Origin of the sequence: Zoogloea sp. LCSB751 (assembly GCF_002028455.1) — a bacterium.
Classification (GTDB): Bacteria; Pseudomonadota; Gammaproteobacteria; order Burkholderiales; family Rhodocyclaceae; genus Zoogloea.
Genome location: NZ_MWUM01000012.1, coordinates 44270 through 60682, shown reverse-complemented (window position 1 = coordinate 60682; position 16413 = coordinate 44270). Strand labels below are relative to the sequence as shown.

General features: G+C 64.4%; 19 protein-coding genes and 2 tRNA genes. 7 read left to right on the top strand and 14 right to left on the bottom strand.

Annotated elements, in window-relative coordinates; genetic code table 11:
- Nucleotides 1-132: 132 nt before the first annotated feature.
- The gene (locus tag B4920_RS14645) at nucleotides 133-1680 is read left to right on the top strand and encodes a PHB depolymerase family esterase (protein ID WP_079435442.1); all 1548 of its coding nucleotides are present in this window, start codon (nucleotides 133-135) and stop codon (nucleotides 1678-1680) included.
- A gap of 77 nt (nucleotides 1681-1757) precedes the next feature.
- Nucleotides 1758-2486, top strand: a complete 729-nt coding sequence (locus tag B4920_RS14640) for a YebC/PmpR family DNA-binding transcriptional regulator (RefSeq protein ID WP_079435441.1) — start codon at nucleotides 1758-1760, stop codon at nucleotides 2484-2486.
- A 106-nt stretch (nucleotides 2487-2592) separates the two neighbouring features.
- On the opposite strand, the gene B4920_RS14635 is transcribed toward B4920_RS14640, so the two are convergent.
- Entirely contained in the window at nucleotides 2593-3312 is a 720-nt protein-coding gene (locus B4920_RS14635; RefSeq protein ID WP_139379516.1) for a PEP-CTERM sorting domain-containing protein, read from the bottom strand.
- A gap of 113 nt (nucleotides 3313-3425) precedes the next feature.
- On the opposite strand from B4920_RS14635, the gene B4920_RS14630 reads away from it, so the two are divergent.
- Nucleotides 3426-4202, top strand: coding sequence for a ferredoxin--NADP reductase (locus tag B4920_RS14630; protein ID WP_079435439.1), 777 nt, complete (start codon nucleotides 3426-3428; stop codon nucleotides 4200-4202).
- A 135-nt stretch (nucleotides 4203-4337) separates the two neighbouring features.
- Here B4920_RS14630 and infA read toward each other — a convergent pair whose 3' ends face one another.
- From infA to ybgC, 13 genes are all read right to left on the bottom strand, one after another.
- Nucleotides 4338-4601 (bottom strand): translation initiation factor IF-1, encoded by a 264-nt coding sequence (gene infA, locus B4920_RS14625; protein ID WP_079435438.1) that lies wholly within the window; start codon nucleotides 4599-4601, stop codon nucleotides 4338-4340.
- Nucleotides 4602-5495: 894 nt separating this feature from the next.
- Nucleotides 5496-5571: transfer RNA gene (locus tag B4920_RS14620), tRNA-Lys, on the bottom strand.
- A gap of 36 nt (nucleotides 5572-5607) precedes the next feature.
- Nucleotides 5608-5683 (bottom strand) — tRNA-Lys (locus tag B4920_RS14615).
- Between the two features lie 48 nt (nucleotides 5684-5731).
- Nucleotides 5732-5953, bottom strand: a complete 222-nt coding sequence (locus tag B4920_RS14610; protein ID WP_079435437.1) for a hypothetical protein — start codon at nucleotides 5951-5953, stop codon at nucleotides 5732-5734.
- A gap of 30 nt (nucleotides 5954-5983) precedes the next feature.
- Nucleotides 5984-6667, bottom strand: coding sequence for a 7-cyano-7-deazaguanine synthase QueC (gene queC / locus B4920_RS14605; RefSeq protein ID WP_079435436.1), 684 nt, complete (start codon nucleotides 6665-6667; stop codon nucleotides 5984-5986).
- Nucleotides 6668-6739: 72 nt separating this feature from the next.
- Complete coding sequence (queE, locus tag B4920_RS14600) at nucleotides 6740-7399, bottom strand: 7-carboxy-7-deazaguanine synthase QueE (RefSeq protein WP_079435435.1); 660 nt, start codon at nucleotides 7397-7399, stop codon at nucleotides 6740-6742.
- Nucleotides 7400-7446: 47 nt separating this feature from the next.
- Complete coding sequence (gene ybgF, locus B4920_RS14595) at nucleotides 7447-8196, bottom strand: tol-pal system protein YbgF (RefSeq protein ID WP_079435434.1); 750 nt, start codon at nucleotides 8194-8196, stop codon at nucleotides 7447-7449.
- Nucleotides 8196-8753, bottom strand: coding sequence for a peptidoglycan-associated lipoprotein Pal (gene pal, locus B4920_RS14590; RefSeq protein ID WP_079435433.1), 558 nt, complete (start codon nucleotides 8751-8753; stop codon nucleotides 8196-8198). The genes ybgF and pal overlap by 1 nt, the downstream gene beginning before the upstream one ends.
- A gap of 50 nt (nucleotides 8754-8803) precedes the next feature.
- A complete protein-coding gene (gene tolB, locus B4920_RS14585) occupies nucleotides 8804-10021 on the bottom strand; it encodes a Tol-Pal system beta propeller repeat protein TolB (protein WP_254050951.1) in 1218 nt (405 codons plus the stop codon).
- Nucleotides 10022-10106: 85 nt separating this feature from the next.
- Nucleotides 10107-11141: a cell envelope integrity protein TolA gene (tolA, locus tag B4920_RS14580; protein WP_079435431.1), complete on the bottom strand. Its 1035-nt coding sequence runs from the start codon at nucleotides 11139-11141 to the stop codon at nucleotides 10107-10109.
- Complete coding sequence (gene tolR, locus B4920_RS14575; RefSeq protein WP_079435430.1) at nucleotides 11138-11551, bottom strand: protein TolR; 414 nt, start codon at nucleotides 11549-11551, stop codon at nucleotides 11138-11140. The genes tolA and tolR overlap by 4 nt, the downstream gene beginning before the upstream one ends.
- A gap of 16 nt (nucleotides 11552-11567) precedes the next feature.
- Nucleotides 11568-12242, bottom strand: coding sequence for a protein TolQ (gene tolQ / locus B4920_RS14570; protein ID WP_079435429.1), 675 nt, complete (start codon nucleotides 12240-12242; stop codon nucleotides 11568-11570).
- Nucleotides 12229-12687: a tol-pal system-associated acyl-CoA thioesterase gene (gene ybgC, locus B4920_RS14565; RefSeq protein ID WP_079435428.1), complete on the bottom strand. Its 459-nt coding sequence runs from the start codon at nucleotides 12685-12687 to the stop codon at nucleotides 12229-12231. Before ybgC ends, tolQ begins: the two co-directional genes overlap by 14 nt.
- A gap of 309 nt (nucleotides 12688-12996) precedes the next feature.
- Here ybgC and dksA point away from each other — a divergent pair, with 309 nt between their 5' ends.
- From dksA to B4920_RS14545, 4 genes are all read left to right on the top strand, one after another.
- A complete protein-coding gene (gene dksA, locus B4920_RS14560) occupies nucleotides 12997-13431 on the top strand; it encodes an RNA polymerase-binding protein DksA (protein ID WP_079435427.1) in 435 nt (144 codons plus the stop codon).
- Between the two features lie 45 nt (nucleotides 13432-13476).
- Nucleotides 13477-14523 (top strand): GTP-binding protein, encoded by a 1047-nt coding sequence (locus B4920_RS14555; protein ID WP_079435426.1) that lies wholly within the window; start codon nucleotides 13477-13479, stop codon nucleotides 14521-14523.
- Nucleotides 14523-14885 (top strand): hypothetical protein, encoded by a 363-nt coding sequence (locus tag B4920_RS14550; protein ID WP_079435425.1) that lies wholly within the window; start codon nucleotides 14523-14525, stop codon nucleotides 14883-14885. The genes B4920_RS14555 and B4920_RS14550 overlap by 1 nt, the downstream gene beginning before the upstream one ends.
- A gap of 84 nt (nucleotides 14886-14969) precedes the next feature.
- The gene (locus tag B4920_RS14545) at nucleotides 14970-16406 is read left to right on the top strand and encodes a hypothetical protein (protein WP_079435424.1); all 1437 of its coding nucleotides are present in this window, start codon (nucleotides 14970-14972) and stop codon (nucleotides 16404-16406) included.
- Nucleotides 16407-16413: the final 7 nt, after the last annotated feature.

Below are 16413 nucleotides of genomic sequence, written 5' to 3'. Positions count from 1 at the left end.
GTGAGGGTAGCGGGATTAGGTCACTTCGGCCAGTTGGGCAGGTTCGTCGAACGATCATCTTTTTGTCATTGTGCTGTGCAGCACTGGCGTCTAAGCTGGATTGATCCCATTTGTCATCGTCAGGAGCTGCTCATGCATTTCGTTTCCCTGTCGTCGCCGTCGGCGGCATTTCGTCTGGCCGTCCTGCTGGGGCTCGCCCCCGCGCTGCAGGCCGCACCGCTGCCCGAACTGAACGTCGATCTCAGCCAGACCACGGTGTCCGGCATTTCGTCGGGGGCTTTCATGGCGGTGCAGATGGGCGTCGCCCATTCTGCCGCCGTGAAGGGCGTGGCTGCGACGGCTGGCGGACCGTACTTCTGTGCGTTGCAGGACGCCTTGGGCGGTGCCGGAGTGAGCCGGGCGATCCGGCGCTGCATGCAGGGTGATCCGGACTACGGCGTGACGCCGATCACCGCCGACACGCTGGCGCAGATGCAGGCGGCAGCCCGTGCCTGGTCGGCCCGGGGCTTGGTCGACCCGGTGGACGGTCTGGCCGGGCAGACCGTGTGGCTGTTCCACGGCTATAACGACGGCATCGTCAAGAAGCCGGCCAACGATGCCCTGCGCGACTGGTACGGCGGCTTCACGCCGGCCAGCCAGGTTTTCTACAAGGATGATCTCAACGCGGGCCACGCGCAGATTTCCGCCGCCTGTGCCGACGCGTCGAGCGGTTCCTGTAATCCCTGTGCGCAGACTGGCGGCAAGTTCATCAATGCCTGCGCCGACAAGCCTGGTGCCGGCGGGCTTTACGATGCCGCCGGCGCGGCGCTGCAGCTTTTCTACGGTCCTCTGCAGCGTACGGTGACAGCCCAGCTGGGCAGTAGCCTGGAGGCCTTCGAGCAGACGCCCTTCACGCGGGACCGCCAGGGCGCGCCGGTGATGCCGATCCGTCTGGCGATGGGCGACACCGGTTATGTCTATGTTCCGCAGGCTTGCAAGGCAGGGGAACCGTGTCGTCTGCACATCGCCTTCCATGGCTGCATGCAGGATGCGGGCTCCATCGGCAGCCAGTTCGCGGCGGGCGCCGGCTTCAACGAATGGGCGGACAGGAACCGCATCGTGGTGTTGTACCCGCAGGCGCAATCCACGATCACTACGCCGGCCTCGTCGTCCGTGCCGACGAATCCGATGGGCTGTTGGGACTGGTGGGGCTACAACGATTTCCTCTACGACACCAGTGCCGGCCGTTATGCCCAGAAGGGCGGCGCGCAGATCGCGGCGGTGTGGCGGATGGCCGAAAAGCTGGCTGCCCGCGTGACGCCTGTGCCGCCGTCCGCACCGGAGGCAAGCGTGCCGGCGCTGCAGGTCGTGGATCGCAGTGCCCGCCAGGTCGCGCTGGTCTGGACGCCGGTGGTGGGAGCTGCGGCTTACCGCGTGACACGCGCCAGTGGTGGTGCGGCTGAGGTCGAGGTGGGTAAAGTCCCGGCGTCCCGCACGAATTTCGTGGATGGTGCGCTGAGCCCGGACAGTGCCTATCGTTACCGGGTCAGCGCGGAGCTCGGCAGCGGCGATGTGGCCTGGTCTGCGGCGGCCGACGCGCGTACTGCCACGCTCGCTCCGGCTTGTGATCCGTACTTCTCGCTGGCCAAGAACACGGCGGTGACCAAGTCCAAGCGGCCGACCACGAAGACCTGTCCCTGATCGAATGCGCGCGCATGGGCAGCCGGTCTGCCCGTGCGCTATACTTTAAAGCTTTCGATTTATAGGTTTAGCGCATCATGGCGGGTCATTCCAAGTGGGCCAATATCCAGCATCGCAAGGGCCGGCAGGACGAAAAGCGCGGTCGAGTCTTCTCGCGGCTGGCGAAGGAAATCACCGTCGCGGCCCGCATGGGCGGAGGCGACGCTGCTTTTAATCCGCGCTTGCGTCTTGCGGTGGACAAGGCCAAGGCGGTGAACATGCCGGCCGACAACATCGACCGGGCGGTCAAGAAGGGCACGGGCGAGCTGGAGGGCGTCACTTACGAGGAGGCCCGTTACGAAGGTTATGGCATCGGCGGGGCGGCGGTGATGGTCGATTGCCTGACCGACAACAAGACCCGTACCGTGGCGGATGTGCGCCACGCCTTCAACAAGTACGGCGGCAACATGGGGACCGACGGTTGCGTGTCCTTTCAGTTCAAGCACTGTGGGCAGTTGCTGTTCGCGCCGGGCACGTCGGAAGACGCGCTGATGGAAGCTGCGCTGGAGGCCGGCGCCGATGACGTGGCCAGTAACGATGACGGCTCCATCGAAGTGCTTACCGATCCCTACCAGTTCGGCGACGTGAAGGAGGCGCTCGAGAAGGCCGGCTTCACCGCCGAGTTCGGCGAAGTGACGATGAAGTCCCTCAACGAAACCGAGCTGGTCGGTGATGACGCCGTGCGCATGCAGAAACTGCTCGATGCGCTGGAGTCACTTGACGACGTGCAGGCTGTGTATACGTCCGCAGCGATCGACGAGGAGTAAGGCCGCTTCTTGCTGCAGCCTTTCCCCCGCGGGACGGCTGCCCATGAAAAAACCGGCAGCGCCATGGGGCGGTGCCGGTTTTTTTGCCCTGTTGCGGGGCTGGCGATCAGCCGGCCTTGCGGCGCGTCCGGATCAGTGCGGCGGCAGACAGGCCCAGCAGCGCCAGCGTGCTGGGTTCAGGCACCTGGCTGGTCTGTGCAGTCTGCGCCGGGTCGCGCACCCACAGGCTGATGTGCGACAGGCCGGCCGGATTCTTCAGGCCATCCTTGCCACCGGCGCGCAGCGTGTCGCTTACATCGTAGGTGCCGGACCAGTTCATGACCGGATCGTCCACTTCCGGCGCGGCCATGCCGAACTGCTCGGGCGTGAAGTCATAGATCGAGAAGGCGTCGGCGGCCTTGAACACCAGCGCGAACTGGTCGAAGTAGTTACGACCGAGGAGAGTGCTCGTGCGCTGGGCAACGGTGGCGTCGGGCGTGAACGACCAGGTTCCGGTGCCGGCGCCGGTGATGGTGGCGTTGAAGAAGGAACTCGGCACGATGTCGCTGCGGCCGCCGACGGTGTTTGCCGTGAAGCCCCAGACTCCATTGGCTTGCTGCTCGAACTTGCCGAGCATGATCCAGCCCGGGTCGTTGACCTGACCGTCCTTGTTCAGATCCTGCAGAGGGGATTGAGGCGTGATGAAGGCGCCGCCCGGGAACAGCGTAGCCCCGCTCTTGACCTGGGTGCCACCGTTGAGCAGATTGGCTGCCTTTATAGCGGAGCCACTGGCGCACCGTCCGTGACGAAAGTCGGCCTTCTGCCCGTTTTGAGGTGCTGGTAACACTCTGCGATAGATTTTTCACGTTTGAAGAGGCGCCGCGGAGGGTGGGCTGCATTGGAGTGGGTGTCCCGCGATAGAATTTGGCCCTTGTTCTTTCGTTCTTTTTCACGGAACCCATGGCTGCCTACATCACCGAAAAAGTCTTGTCCGTTCATCACTGGAACGACACCCTGTTTTCCTTCACCACGACGCGTGACCGGGCGATCCGCTTCGAGAACGGTCAGTTCGTGATGATCGGTCTGGAGGTGGATGGCCGTCCGCTGACGCGTGCCTACTCGATTGCCAGCGCCAACTACGAAGAGACCCTGGAGTTCTTCAGTATCAAGGTACCCAATGGCCCGCTGACTTCCCGTCTGCAGCACCTCAAGCCGGGGGACGATCTGCTGGTGTCGCGCAAGCCTACCGGGACGCTGGTGCTGCACGACCTGCTGCCGGGCAAGCATCTGTACCTGTTCTCCACCGGAACCGGCCTGGCGCCGTTCATGAGCGTGATCCGCGATCTGGATGTGTACGACCGTTTCGAGAAGGTCATCCTGATCCATGGCGTGCGCACCGTCAGTGAAGTCGCCTACGAACACTACATCACCAACGAGCTGCCGCATCACGAGTTCCTGGGCGAGGCTGTGCGGGACAAGCTCATCTACTACCCGACCGTGACGCGTGAGCCTTTCCGCAACCAGGGGCGGCTCACCGACCTGATCGAAAGCGGCAAGCTTTTCGAGGATATCGGCCTGCCGCCGCTGGATCCGGCCGTCGATCGGGTCATGATCTGCGGCAGTGCTGCGATGCTGAAGGATTCCCGCGAACTGCTGGATCGGCGCGGGTTCAAGATGTCGAAACGGATCGGCGACCCCGGTGACTACGTGATCGAACACGCTTTCGTGGAGAAGTAATGGCCGTACGCAAAGACGCGTTCAGCTGAAGTACGAAATCAAAAGCCCCTGCCGTTGTGTCGTCAGGGGCTTTTTCATGATCCGCTGCCATGTTTGCGCGGCGGCGGATGTGAGGCTGTTCTGCGGCGCAGGTGCTCAGTAGCGGCGGGCCGGCGGCGGCGCCATGTTGCCGGTCTTGGGCGGCAGGTGGCGGAAGGTGATGCGTCCCTTGCTCAGATCGTAGGGGGACATTTCGAGGGTGACTTCGTCACCGGCGATGATGCGGATGTGGTTCTTCTTCAGCTTGCCGCCTGCGTAGGCGATCAGGTTGTGCTCGTTGTCGAGGGTGACGCGATAACGCCCGTCGGGGAGAACTTCAGTAACCTTGCCGTGCATCTCGATAAGTTCTTCTTTGGCCATGTGCATGCTCCATAGGGTGGCCGGGCGGCATCCCGGGATGGGGCGCGTCGGCCGCGGCCCGCCACCGCCTTGGTGGGCCAGGTTGTGCCAGGGCCTCGAAGGGCTGTGGCGATCAAATGTCGGCGCGGATACTGGCGGGCCGGCGGGTAGGGTGCCTGCGCGTAGCGTCGCAGGTGAAGATGAAGAGTGCGTTGCAGTCAGGCAGCTCAACCGGCAAACAAGCCGGATCGGCAACGGACTGGCAGAGCTTGAAAATCTTGGGCCACCGCGAGGGTGGCCCAAGTCTTTGAAATTCTGGATGGTCGCTGAGCGACCAAGACGCTCGACCCACGGAATAAGAGCCCGCCGACTTAGGTGATGACCGGAAAAGGCAACTCACCAAACCTTCTAAACCTTTTGACATGATAGTCCTGAGGGAAGGTGCATGGCAAGGTCTTTGTCCTTCCTGCGGATTTAGGACAGAAAATAAGTCATTGTTATGTTTTGTTTTTCTGTCTTTATGTCACGAGTTTTCGTGGCTTGTTGGTGGTGCCCAGCGCTGGCTGTCGGGCTGCGCATGCAAAAAGAAAACCCGAGCGACGCTGGCCACTCGGGTTGAAATCCACACCAATGGAGGAGAGGGGTGGAGGAGACATCCACAGCATAGACCAACAATATTGTGCAATGCAACATTTTTGTGTTGGATGTGTGCGGGAATGCTGCTCCATCAGCTTGGTGGTGGAGCTTGTCGGCGGAATGTGGGCCGGATGGATCTGGGAGGCACCATCGAATGCCTGGCACTTCCGATGTGTCCTTCGATTGCTAGGCCCTGATGCCAGTGCGGACGCTGGATTTGATTCCTGTGATGGAAAAGCAGAAAGCCAACCCCGTAGGATTGGCTTTCTGCTTGAATTCTGGTGGGTTGTGAGTGGCTCGAACACTCGACCTACGGATTAAGAGTCCGCTGCTCTACCAACTGAGCTAACAACCCATTTTCCAGGGAGCCGGTAATATAGCCCCACCTTTTTGGTGGGTCGGGCGAGATTCGAACTCGCGACCAACGGATTAAAAGTCCGCTGCTCTACCGACTGAGCTACCGACCCCGGAAGAGATGCGCATTATAGCGTCTAGCTCGGCCTTGTCAACCAGTTTTAACCGGATCTTGATGGCCAGGTGCTGCCGCCGATGGCTACCGCTGCTGCCAGGGCCCAAATGTGCGGCCGGGTCCAGTAGCCCATCAGCAGGATGTTGGAGATGGCGCCCATGGTGCAGAACCGGCTGCGCTCGCTGGCGAAGCCGAACAGGATTCCGATAGTGAAGGCCAGTTGGACGAGGGGGGCAGAGGCGAGCGGAAGAAGGGCGGAGACGTCCATGTTTTGCCTGGTGTGTGGCCGCCCTTCCGTTCAGCGGTAGGGGGTCGGGTCGGGAAGGCCCGCCGCTTCGAAGCCGGCCCGCCGGAGCCGGCACGCATCGCATAATCCGCAGGCGTGGCCGTCGTCGTCGGCCTGATAGCACGACACGGTGAGGCCGTAATCGACGCCCAGTGCAGTTCCGCGCCGGACGATGTCAGCCTTGGAAAGATTGATCAGCGGTGCGTGGATGTGCAGCTGTTGGCCTTCGACGCCCGCCTTGGTGGCGAGGTTGGCCATTCGTTCGAAGGCCTCGATGAAGGCCGGTCGGCAGTCCGGATAGCCGGAGTAATCGACGGCGTTCACGCCCACGTAGATGTCCCGCGCGCCGAGCACTTCTGCCCAGGCCATCGCGATGGACAGCATGATGGTGTTGCGGGCCGGCACATAGGTGATCGGAATGCCGCCATCGACGCCGTCGGTCGGCACGGCGAGAGCAGGGTCGGTGAGGGCGGAGCCGCCGAACTGGCCGAGGTCCACGTGGGCGACACGATGTGCTACGGCGCCCAGTGCCTTGGCTACGCGCTGGGCGGCTGCCAGTTCAGCGGCGTGGCGCTGGCCGTATTCGACGGACAGGGCGTAGGCATCGAAGTTTTCCGCATTGGCGATGGCGAGACAGGTGGCGGAATCAAGGCCGCCGGACAACAGCACGACGGCGCGTGGGCGTGGGGTGTTCATGGAGTCTCCGGGCAAGTCGGAAAATGGTAACGCCGACCGGCGGTCGGCGGGGCAAAACCGTGACGGTAGCTGTCAGCGTCCGGGTTCGTTGCCCCAGATGATCTTGTGCAGTTGTACCTGCATGCGCACGGGCAGGCGGTCGCGCAGGATCCAGGCGGCCAGGTCGGCCGGCTTCAGCTGGCTTTGTACCGGGGCGAGGAGGACCGGACAGCGCCCGGTCAGGCCATAGGCGGCGATCTGGGCCTTGGCCCACTCGTAGTCCGCTTCGCTGGCGAGTACCAGCTTGAGTTCGTCGTGGAGGGTCAGCAGCGGGATGTTGCTGAGCAGATTACGCTCCGATTCGCCTGAGCCAGGTGCCTTGAGGTCGACAATGCGCGACACGCGCGGATCGACGCCGCCGATGTCAAGGGCACCACTGGTCTCCAGGGAGACCGAATAGCCGGCATTGCAGAGGGCGGTGAGGAGGGCCAGGCAGGATTTCTGGGCAAGCGGTTCGCCGCCGGTCACGCACACTGTCTGGCAGCCGTAGCTGGCGATCTCGGCGAGGACATCGTCCAGCGTGCGCGTGGTGCCGCCGGTGAACGAGTATTCGGTGTCACACCAGCTGCAGCGTAGCGGACAGCCGGTGAGGCGGACAAAGACTGTAGGTAGTCCGGTCCGGGAAGTTTCGCCCTGGAGTGAATGGAAAATCTCGGTGATGCGTAGAGTGACGGGGCGGCCGGATGAGGACATGGTGCTGGGAAAAGAGTGCCGCCCCGCGTGACGGCGGGGCGGTGGGGTTACTTCTTGAGGCGCTGACGCGCAATCTGCGCCGCCGAGCTGTTGGGATACTTGGCAATCAGCCGCTCAAGGCTCTTGGTGGCGCCCTTCGCGTCGTTGAGCCCCTGCAGGGCGTTGGCCAGACCGAGCAGCGCGTCGGGGGCGCGGGTGTCGTCCGGCCACTGGTTGGCGACCTTGGCGTAATGTTCGGCGGCGCCGGCATTGTCCTTGGCCTGGTACTGCGCGCTGGCGGCCCAGAAATGGGCGTTCGGCTGGAAAGCGCTGTTTGGGTAGTTCTTGATGAAGGCGTTGAAACCCGCGGCGGCGTCCTTGTATTTTCCGCCGCGCAGCAGGTTGAGTGCCGCTTCGTAGTCGCGGGTTTCGGCTGCGGGATCGACGGCCGCTGTGGGTTGCTGTGGCTGCGCCTGCTGGGGGGCTTCGCCGGCGGCAGGCGTGGATTCGAGTTTCCGCAACCGGTTGTCGAGATCGACGTAGAAGTCCTTCTGGCGCTTGTTGGCATTGGCCAGGTCGTTGGTCAGGACCTCATTCTCGCCGCGCAGGCGGGCGATCTCTGCCTTCAACTGCTCGATCTGGTTGGCAAAGTCGAGCTGGGCCCGGTTGCTGGCATCTTCGAGCTTGTTGATACGGGCAGTGAGTTCGTCGCGCATCTTGGTGATGCGCGCCCGGGCCTCTTCGTCGTCGAACAGGCCGGCATGGGCGTGGGCGCTGAACAGCCCGGCCAGCAGCAGCGGCAGGAGGCGGCGAACCATCAGAATTCACCCGAATAGAGCATGTCGCCGCGGCGGTTGGCAGCCCAGCAGGATTCGGAGGAATCGCTGCAGCTGGGTTTTTCTTCGCCGAGGCTGACGGATTCGAGCTGGGCATCGGAGACTCCGAGCAGGGTCAGGGCCTTCTTCACCGCGTCGGCGCGCTTCTGGCCGAGGGCGAGGTTGTATTCGCGGCTGCCCCGTTCGTCGGTGTTGCCCTGGATCAGCATCTTCATCTTCGGGTTGGCGAGCAGGAACTTGGCATGAGCCTCGATCAGCGCCTGATACTCGCTCTTGATCACGTAGCTGTCGTAGTCGAACAGCACGCTGCGCTTGGACAGGATGCTCTTCGGATCCTTCAGCGCAGCAATGCCCGCACCGCTGGCGCTGCCGGCATCGACCGGCACGACGCGGCTGTTGTCGATGCCGGCGCTGGATGCGCCGCTGGAGCGTTCCTCGACTGCCGCTCCGCCCTGGTCGGCGTCGGTCTTGGGGGCGGACGAGCAGGCGGCCAGCAGGCCGGCGGCGATCAGGGACAGCGTGAGGCGGGCGAACTTCATGGTGGGCTCCGTGGGCAGTCGGGCGGGTTGGGGAGTGTCCGTTGGCGGTATCAGTTGCGCGGCTGCGGACCCCAGGCGGGTTCGCGCACGTCGCCGGATTGTACCGACAGTCGTTGTTTCACACGACCGTCTGCGGACACCGCGGCCAGCACGCCGCGCCCGCCGGTTTCGGTGGCGTAGAGGATCATGCGGCCGTTGGGGGCGAAGCTGGGCGATTCGTCCTTGGACGTGTCGGTGAGGATTTGGGTCTGGCGGGAGGCCAGATCGAGCATGGTGATCTGGAAGCGGCCGCCGTTGCGGGACACGTAGACCAGGCTCTTGCCGTCCGGCGACGGGCGGGGGCTCACGTTGTAGCTGCCCTCGAAGGTGACCCGCTCGGCATTGCCGCCGCCGGCCGATACACGGTAGATCTGCGGGCTGCCACCGCGGTCGGAGGTGAAGTAGATCATGCCGTCGATCGACCACGACGGTTCGGTGTCGATGCCGGCCGACGAGGCGAGGCGCTGCACGCCGGAACCGTCGGCATTCACGCTGTAGAGTTGGGACTGACCGTCCTTGGTCAAGACCACGGCGAGGCGACGGCCGTCCGGCGCCCAGGCGGGGGCGGAGTTGGAGCCCTTGAAGTTGGCGGCCACGTTGCGCTGGCCGGTAGCCAGGGAGTGAACGTAGACCACCGGTTTCTTGGATTCGAAGGACACGTAGGCCAGGCGGGTGCCATCCGGTGACCAGGCCGGAGAGATGATTGGCTCTTTCGAGGCGAGGGCGGTCTGAGCGTTGCTGCCGTCGGCGTCGGCGATCTGCAGCTCGTAACGCGTGCCGACCTTCAGCACGTAGGCGATGCGGGTGGAGAACACGCCGGGTTCGCCGGTCAGCTTCTCGTAGATAAAGTCGGCGATGCGGTGGCCGGTGGCTCGGTACTGGTTGGGAGCCATCATCATGGCCTGCCCGCCGAGGCTGACCTGCTTCTGGCTGTCGTGCAGCTGCACCTGGACCTGGTGACGGCCGCCGCTGCTTGCGCTGACGGTCCCAACGGCCACTGCATCGGCGCCGCGGGAGCGGACCCGGGCGTAGTCCACCGGAGCGTTGGCGCCCATCGGCGAGGGGCCGAGTTCGATCATTTTGAACAGGCCGCTGCGTTCCAGGTCGGCGCGGACGACGTCGGTGACTGCGCGGGGCAGGGTGTTTTCGCCTTCGAAGGCGGCGATTGCCACCGGCATGCGGTTGGCGCCGGCACCGGTGATCTCGATGGCCAGCTGGGCGTGGACCATGGCGGATGCCAGGACCAGTGCGCAGCCCGGGACGGCGCGGCGCAGGACGGTCAGGATGCGTTGATTCATGGGCGTGGCTCGTGGGTTAGTCGCGGAGCGGATAGAACTTCAGCTCAAGCGTACGGTTGAACAGTTCAGGCTTGTCCGGCTTGGGCAGCGGGCTGGATTTCTGGATCGCCCGCTCGATGGCCCCATCGAGCTGCGCGTTGCCGGTGGAGCGCTTCAGGCGTACCTCGATCACCGAGCCGTCGGGCAGTTGGTCCACATAGAACAGGGCGAACGGATCGCCGCTGACGCCGGGCGGCAGCACGATGTTGCCCTTCACCTTTGCGCGGATCTTCTCGATGTAGGCCTCGATGGCCTTGCTGCGTGCCGCACTGGCTTTGGCCCCGGCAACCCGCGCAAGCTCCTCCTGGATCTGCTTGCTCTGGCTGGCGTTCTCGCTGTCGCGGGCCATCAGCTCACGCATCCGGCGATCTTCCAGCTCACGGCTGTGCTCGGCCTCCGACTTGGAGTTCTTGTCGGTCTTGACGTTCTTATCCACCGGCTTGGCGGGTTTGTCTGCCTTGGACGGCTCAGGCTTGGCCTCGGTCTTCGGTTTGGGTTCCGGTTCGGGCTTCTTGGGCTCGGGTTTTTTCGGTTCGGGCTCGGACTTTTTCTTTGGCTCCGGTTTGGGTTCGGGCTTGGGTTCCGGTTTCAGCTCGGGCTTCTTTTTGGGCTCGGGTTTGGGGTCCGGTTTGGGCTCCGGCTTCGGTTCGGGTTTGGGCGGCTGCTTCTTGGGCTCGGGCGCCTTGATCGCGATGTCCGGCTGCTTGCGTGCGGGAGGCTGGTGCTCCGCTTCCGGGGCAGACCTGGACTCCCGTGGCCGAGGCGGTGTCGGGCGGACCGGACGGGCCGGCGCCTCCTCTTCCGCAGGGGGCGGGGGAGGTGGCGGGGGTGGGGCGGGCGGTGCCGCAGCGGGGAGCGGGGCGCCGACCAGATCCACTTCCACGGTTTCCTGCAGGCGGTTCTGCCAGCGGACCCCGTAGAAAAGGAACAGGCCCAGGGCGATGTGCACCGCCGCCGCGAGCAGCAGGGACGCCCATTTGCCCCGTTCGTTGGCGGGTGGGGCAGGATTCATTGGGCGGACTTGCCGACCTGGGTTTGCAGGCCGACCTTGTTGACGCCTGCATTACGCAGGTCGTTGAGGGTATTCATCACCTGTTCGTACTTGACGCTCTTGTCCGCGGCGATGACCACCGGTTGGCCGGGATTGGCTGACACGATGGATTGCACTTCGGCGATCAAGTCCTGGCGGTTGAAGCTTTTTTCAGGGGCGTTGCTGGAGGCGCGCAGGCTCAGCTCGCCATCCGGCTTGACCTTGACGATCATCGCGTCGGCGGGCGGGGCGGGAACCTTGTCCACGCTGGGAAGATTCACCGAGCCGGACTGGATCATCGGTGCGGTGACCATGAAGATGACGAGCAGCACCAGCATCACGTCGATGTAGGGCACGACGTTGATCTGGTTCATCAGGCGGCGTTGACGCATGGCGGCGGGGCTCCGGTCAGCGCTGCTGGCGCTGGAGGATGTTCAGGAATTCCTCGGTGAAGCTCTCGAAGCGGATCGCGATGCGGTCGATGTCGTGGGCGAAGCGGTTGTAGGCCACCACCGCCGGGATTGCCGCGAAAAGACCGATGGCCGTGGCGACGAGGGCCTCGGCGATGCCCGGTGCCACGTGGGCGAGGGTGGCCGAACCGACGTTGGATAGGCCGCGGAAAGCGTTCATGATCCCCCACACGGTGCCGAACAGGCCGACATAGGGTGATACGGAGCCCACGGAGGCGAGAAAGGCCAGATGGGCTTCCAGGTCGTCGACTTCACGCTGGTAGGTGGCACGCATGGCGCGGCGGGCACCGTCCATGATGGCGCCGTGATCGAGGTTCTTGCCGCGCAGCTTGGCGAACTCCCGGTAGCCGGCTTCGAAGATGCGTTCCATGCCGGCCGCCTCGTGACGGCTGGTGGCGGCGCTCTGGTACAGGGCGTTGAGGTCGCCGCCGCTCCAGAAATCGCGCTCGAAGAGGTCGGTCTTCTTCTTGGCGTCGCGGATCTGGAACCACTTGCGGAAGATCCAGTACCAGGACATGAAGGAAACGGTGCCTAGGACGGCCATCACGAGCTTGACGAGCAGGCTGGCGTTGGCGATCAGGGACAGGATGGAAAGGTCTTCAGTGACGTTCATCGGTTTCAACCAAAGTGGCGAACAGGGCGCGTACGGCGGAGGGGATCGGGGTGGGGCGTTTGGTGCTGGCGCGGATGCAGGCGATCGTGATGTGTGCCGCGAAAATCGTCTTGCCTCCGCAGCAAATCTGCTGGACGAAGTTCAAACTGGCGTGGCCGAGCCTGGCGATGGTGGTCCTGACTTCGAGCAGGTCGTCGAGGGCTGCGGAACGCAGGTAGTCTGCCTGTACGGCGCGCACCACAAATAAGATATCCTGCTCGGCAAGCAGGCGGTTTTGCTCGAAACCTGCAGCCCGCAAAACCTCGGTGCGGGCGCGCTCGCAGAACTTGAGGTAGTTGGCGTAATAGACGACGCCGCCAGCGTCGGTGTCTTCGTAGTACACCCGGACCGGCAGCGAAAAGAGCCTCTTGCCCTCAACCGGAGCGGGGGGGGTCGATGCGTGCATCGCAGCATTTTACCGCAGGGAAGGGCTACGGCTATAGCGCCTGTGGCGAATCAGTGTTTCAGAATGTAGGTGTGGAGTGACCGGCGACCGGCTAGGTGCCGTTGTAATTGCAGTGATCCTGTGCATAGAATCGCGACCTTGATGAAAACTGGTGCGTTTCGTGCATTGGTTAATGTGCAGGCAAGTCTGTGCGTGATGGGCGGATCGTGGCAATGGGCCACGTATCTTGCGAGAGTCGCGAAAAGGGCTGACATTCGGGATGGCCATCGGCACCCGGGCCCGACAGTCGATTCATGGGAGGAATGAGACATGGTTGCAACCACGACAAGCAATGAGAAGCTGCTTACCGAGGCCGAAATTCTGGCCATGCCGGAAGACGATTACATGAACCCGGCCCAGCTGGAGTTCTTCCGGGACCGTCTCACCAGGATGCGTGAAGAGCTTCTCGAGAACGCTGCCAGCACGGGCGCCAACCTGCGTGAGAACGAACTGGTGGCCGACCCCGCCGATCGGGCCACGGTAGAGGAAGAACATGCGCTCGAACTGCGCGTGCGCGATCGTGAGCGCAAGCTTCTGAAGAAGATCGACGAGGCCCTTGGCCGTATCGCCGAAGGCGAGTACGGCTGGTGCGAGGAGACCGGTGATCCGATCGGGATCGGCCGGCTGCTGGCCCGTCCGACGGCAACCTTGTCGATCGATGCGCAGGAGCGCCGCGAGCGGACTCAGAAGCTGTACGGAGAATAAGCTGCTCCGGAGGCCCTGCTGCAAGGTGGGGCTGTTCCTGATTTCATGAGCGTTTCGGCAAACCGCATCTCTGTCACCCTGCTTACCGGTTTCCTGGGAGCAGGCAAGACCACGCTCCTCAATCAGTTGCTGCGCTGCCCCGAAATGGCCGGCAGCGTGGTGCTGATGAACGAGTTTGGTGCGGAGCCGATCGATCATCTGCTCGTCGAGCGTCTCGACGAAAATCTCGTCCTGCTCGAATCGGGCTGCATCTGCTGTGCGGTGCGTGGCGATCTGGCCCGCGCACTGCGCGACCTCTTCATGCGCCGCCTGCGCCGTCAGTTGCCGGCCCTGGCGCGCGTCATCATCGAAACGACCGGCCTGGCGGATCCGGCGCCGGTGATATTCACTCTGATGTGGGATTTCTTCATCGCCGAGCGCTATCGCCTGGATGGCGTGGTTACGGTGGTGGATGCCCAGTTCGGGCTCGATCAGCTGGCTCGTCGTCCAGAAGCTGCCAAGCAGGTGGCCCTCGCGGATCGCCTGGTGATCGCCAAGTGCGATCTCGCCGAGGCGTCGGCGGTCGATGCGCTGGCGGTGCGTCTGTCGGTGCTCAATCCGGGGGCCGGGCAGATCCGTGCCGTGGCGGGCCGTGTCGAGCCGGCGTCAGTCGTCGATTGCGGCCTACGCAACGAGGCCACCCCCGCCGCGGTGACCCGCTGGCTGGCCGAGGAGGCCGTGCGTGCCTCCTGCCGCACGAGTCCCTATGCCCGTGCCAGGGCCGCGGTACGCCATGACGAGGCTGTTCGGACCTTCGTCGTGAGTCTCGACACGCCGGTGGCATGGGGGGATTTCTCGGCGGCCCTCGATCTCCTGCAGACCGACCACGGACCGCAACTGCTGCGCATCAAGGGCGTCGTCAATGTGCGGGACGAGCGTGCGCCGCGGGTCGTGCAGTGCGTGCACCATCTGCGCTATCCCGAAACCGATTTGCCGGCCTGGCCTGACGGCGACCGCCGCACGCGGCTGGTCTTCATCGTGCGCGACCTCGACCAGACCGTCGTGGAAGCGGCTTTCGCAGCGCTTCGACAGCCTGGAAAGGCGGCCGCCTGATGCGCTTCGGCGGTCGTCCCTCCACCCTGTTCCGCAGCGTGCTGGCGCTGTTGCTGGTCTGCGCCCAGGTTTTTGCGGCGGCCCACGCCCTCAGTCACGTCGGCGAACTGGCTGGTCTCGCCCGTGACGAATCCAGCTCAGCGTCGGCGCCTTTCGAAGGTGGCGTCCCCGCCGCCGAGCGCCACGAACGCTGCCTGTTATGCCTTGCGGCCGCCGACCTCGCGTCGGCCTTGCCGTCCGTACCGCCATCCCCGTTGCCTTTGGCACTGCCGCCGGCCCCGCTGGCGGACAGCCCGGTTGCCGGCCGGGTGGCGCGTCTGCCGCGCCCCCACAGTCGCGGTCCTCCCCTCTCTCCTGCCTGATCCGTTTTCCGACATCTGGACCGGTGCGCCTGACGTGGTTGCGCCGGCCAATTCCTATCCGGACCGATCCCAGGAGATCCGACCATGACTTTCGTACGACCGGGTGTGCTGTGTGCCGCCCTGGCCGCGGCCTTTCCTGCCGCGGCTTCCGCGGCGACCGACGCCGACCTGAAGCAGCTCCGCGAACAGTTGCGCGAGCTGCGCCAATCCTATGAACAACGCATCCAGGCCCTCGAGCAGCGCCTGGCCGAAACCGAGCAGCAGGCAAGCCGGGCGGCGGCGACCGCCGCGGAGGCTGGTACGACTGCCAGCGCGGTGGCCCGATCCGTCGTGCAGGTGGAGAGCCGGGCCGCCGAGGCCCAGGCCGCTGCCGACAGCGTAGCCCGCCGTCCCACCGGCGAAAGCGCCTTCAATCCGGCGGTGTCGCTGATCCTCGACAGCAAGTTCACGCGCCTGCAGCGCGATCCTTCGTCTTATCGCATCGATGGCTTCATGCCGTCCGGCGGCGAGGTCGGCCCCCCCCGCAAGGGCTTCTCCCTCGGCGAGTCGGAGTTGGCCTTCTCGGCCAACGTGGACCACCTGTTCCGCGGCAATGCCCGCTTCTCGCTGGCGGAGGACGATGGCCAGGGCACGGTCGAGGTGGAGGAGGTCAATGTGGAGACCCTGGCCATGCCGGCCGGCCTCAAGCTGAAGGCGGGGCGCTTCCTGTCCGGCGTCGGCTACCTCAACCAGCAGCATCCCCACGAATGGGACTTCACTGACGCGCCGCTGGCCTACAAGGCCTTCTTCGGGCCGCGCCTGCAGAACGATGGCCTGCAACTGCGTTGGGTGGCGCCGACGGAGCTGTTCATGGAGTTCGGCGCCGAAGTGGCAAGCGGCGAACGTTTCCCGGGGGCCGAGCGCAAGGCCAACGGCGCCGGCCTGTGGACGGCCTTCGCCCATGCCGGCGGCGATATCGGCGATTCGTCGGCGTGGCGGGTAGGCCTGTCCCACGTGCACAGCAATCCGCGCGAGCGCAGCTTCGAAGACAACGGCGTGACCAACGCCTTCTCGGGACGCAGCCAGACGTGGATTGCCGATTTCGTCTACAAGTGGGCACCGAACGGCAACAGCAGTGTCACCAATTTCAAACTGCAGGGCGAGTATTTCCAGCGCCGCGAGACGGGTGAGCTGACCTACGACACGGACGGTGCCGCTGCCCTGTCGGCGGTTCGTTTCCGTCCGTCCGGCGGCTATCTGCAGGCGATCTACCAGTTCATGCCGCAGTGGCGGGTTGGCGTGCGCGGTGACTGGCTGCGCAGCGGGACGACGGACCTGGGCACGCTCAACGCGGGGGATCTGCCGATCCTGGCCGGCTACGATCCACGCCGTCAGTCTGCGATGGTGGATTGGTCGCCGTCGGAGTTCTCGCGCCTGCGCCTGCAGGTGGCCCGCGATCAGTCGCGCAACGGGGAAGCCGACAACCAAGTCTGGCTGCAGTACATCATGAGCCTCGGCGCCCACGGCGCCCACAAGTTCTGAGGAGCAC

Excerpts from the sequence above, each read along its gene's own strand:
- queE (WP_079435435.1), bottom strand. The coding sequence starts at position 7,399 with ATGTCCTCATCCGGCCGCCCCGTCACTCTACGCATCACCGAGATTTTC.
- ybgC (WP_079435428.1), bottom strand. The coding sequence starts at position 12,687 with ATGCACGCATCGACCCCCCCCGCTCCGGTTGAGGGCAAGAGGCTCTTT.
- B4920_RS14645 (WP_079435442.1), top strand. The coding sequence starts at position 133 with ATGCATTTCGTTTCCCTGTCGTCGCCGTCGGCGGCATTTCGTCTGGCC.
- tolR (WP_079435430.1), bottom strand. The coding sequence starts at position 11,551 with ATGCGTCAACGCCGCCTGATGAACCAGATCAACGTCGTGCCCTACATC.
- tolB (WP_254050951.1), bottom strand. The coding sequence starts at position 10,021 with ATGGTCCACGCCCAGCTGGCCATCGAGATCACCGGTGCCGGCGCCAAC.
- tolA (WP_079435431.1), bottom strand. The coding sequence starts at position 11,141 with ATGAATCCTGCCCCACCCGCCAACGAACGGGGCAAATGGGCGTCCCTG.
- ybgF (WP_079435434.1), bottom strand. The coding sequence starts at position 8,196 with ATGGTTCGCCGCCTCCTGCCGCTGCTGCTGGCCGGGCTGTTCAGCGCC.
- B4920_RS14640 (WP_079435441.1), top strand. The coding sequence starts at position 1,758 with ATGGCGGGTCATTCCAAGTGGGCCAATATCCAGCATCGCAAGGGCCGG.
- queC (WP_079435436.1), bottom strand. The coding sequence starts at position 6,667 with ATGAACACCCCACGCCCACGCGCCGTCGTGCTGTTGTCCGGCGGCCTT.
- B4920_RS14610 (WP_079435437.1), bottom strand. The coding sequence starts at position 5,953 with ATGGACGTCTCCGCCCTTCTTCCGCTCGCCTCTGCCCCCCTCGTCCAA.
- pal (WP_079435433.1), bottom strand. The coding sequence starts at position 8,753 with ATGAAGTTCGCCCGCCTCACGCTGTCCCTGATCGCCGCCGGCCTGCTG.
- B4920_RS14550 (WP_079435425.1), top strand. The coding sequence starts at position 14,523 with ATGCGCTTCGGCGGTCGTCCCTCCACCCTGTTCCGCAGCGTGCTGGCG.
- B4920_RS14545 (WP_079435424.1), top strand. The coding sequence starts at position 14,970 with ATGACTTTCGTACGACCGGGTGTGCTGTGTGCCGCCCTGGCCGCGGCC.
- B4920_RS14555 (WP_079435426.1), top strand. The coding sequence starts at position 13,477 with ATGAGCGTTTCGGCAAACCGCATCTCTGTCACCCTGCTTACCGGTTTC.
- tolQ (WP_079435429.1), bottom strand. The coding sequence starts at position 12,242 with ATGAACGTCACTGAAGACCTTTCCATCCTGTCCCTGATCGCCAACGCC.
- infA (WP_079435438.1), bottom strand. The coding sequence starts at position 4,601 with ATGGCCAAAGAAGAACTTATCGAGATGCACGGCAAGGTTACTGAAGTT.
- dksA (WP_079435427.1), top strand. The coding sequence starts at position 12,997 with ATGGTTGCAACCACGACAAGCAATGAGAAGCTGCTTACCGAGGCCGAA.
- B4920_RS14630 (WP_079435439.1), top strand. The coding sequence starts at position 3,426 with ATGGCTGCCTACATCACCGAAAAAGTCTTGTCCGTTCATCACTGGAAC.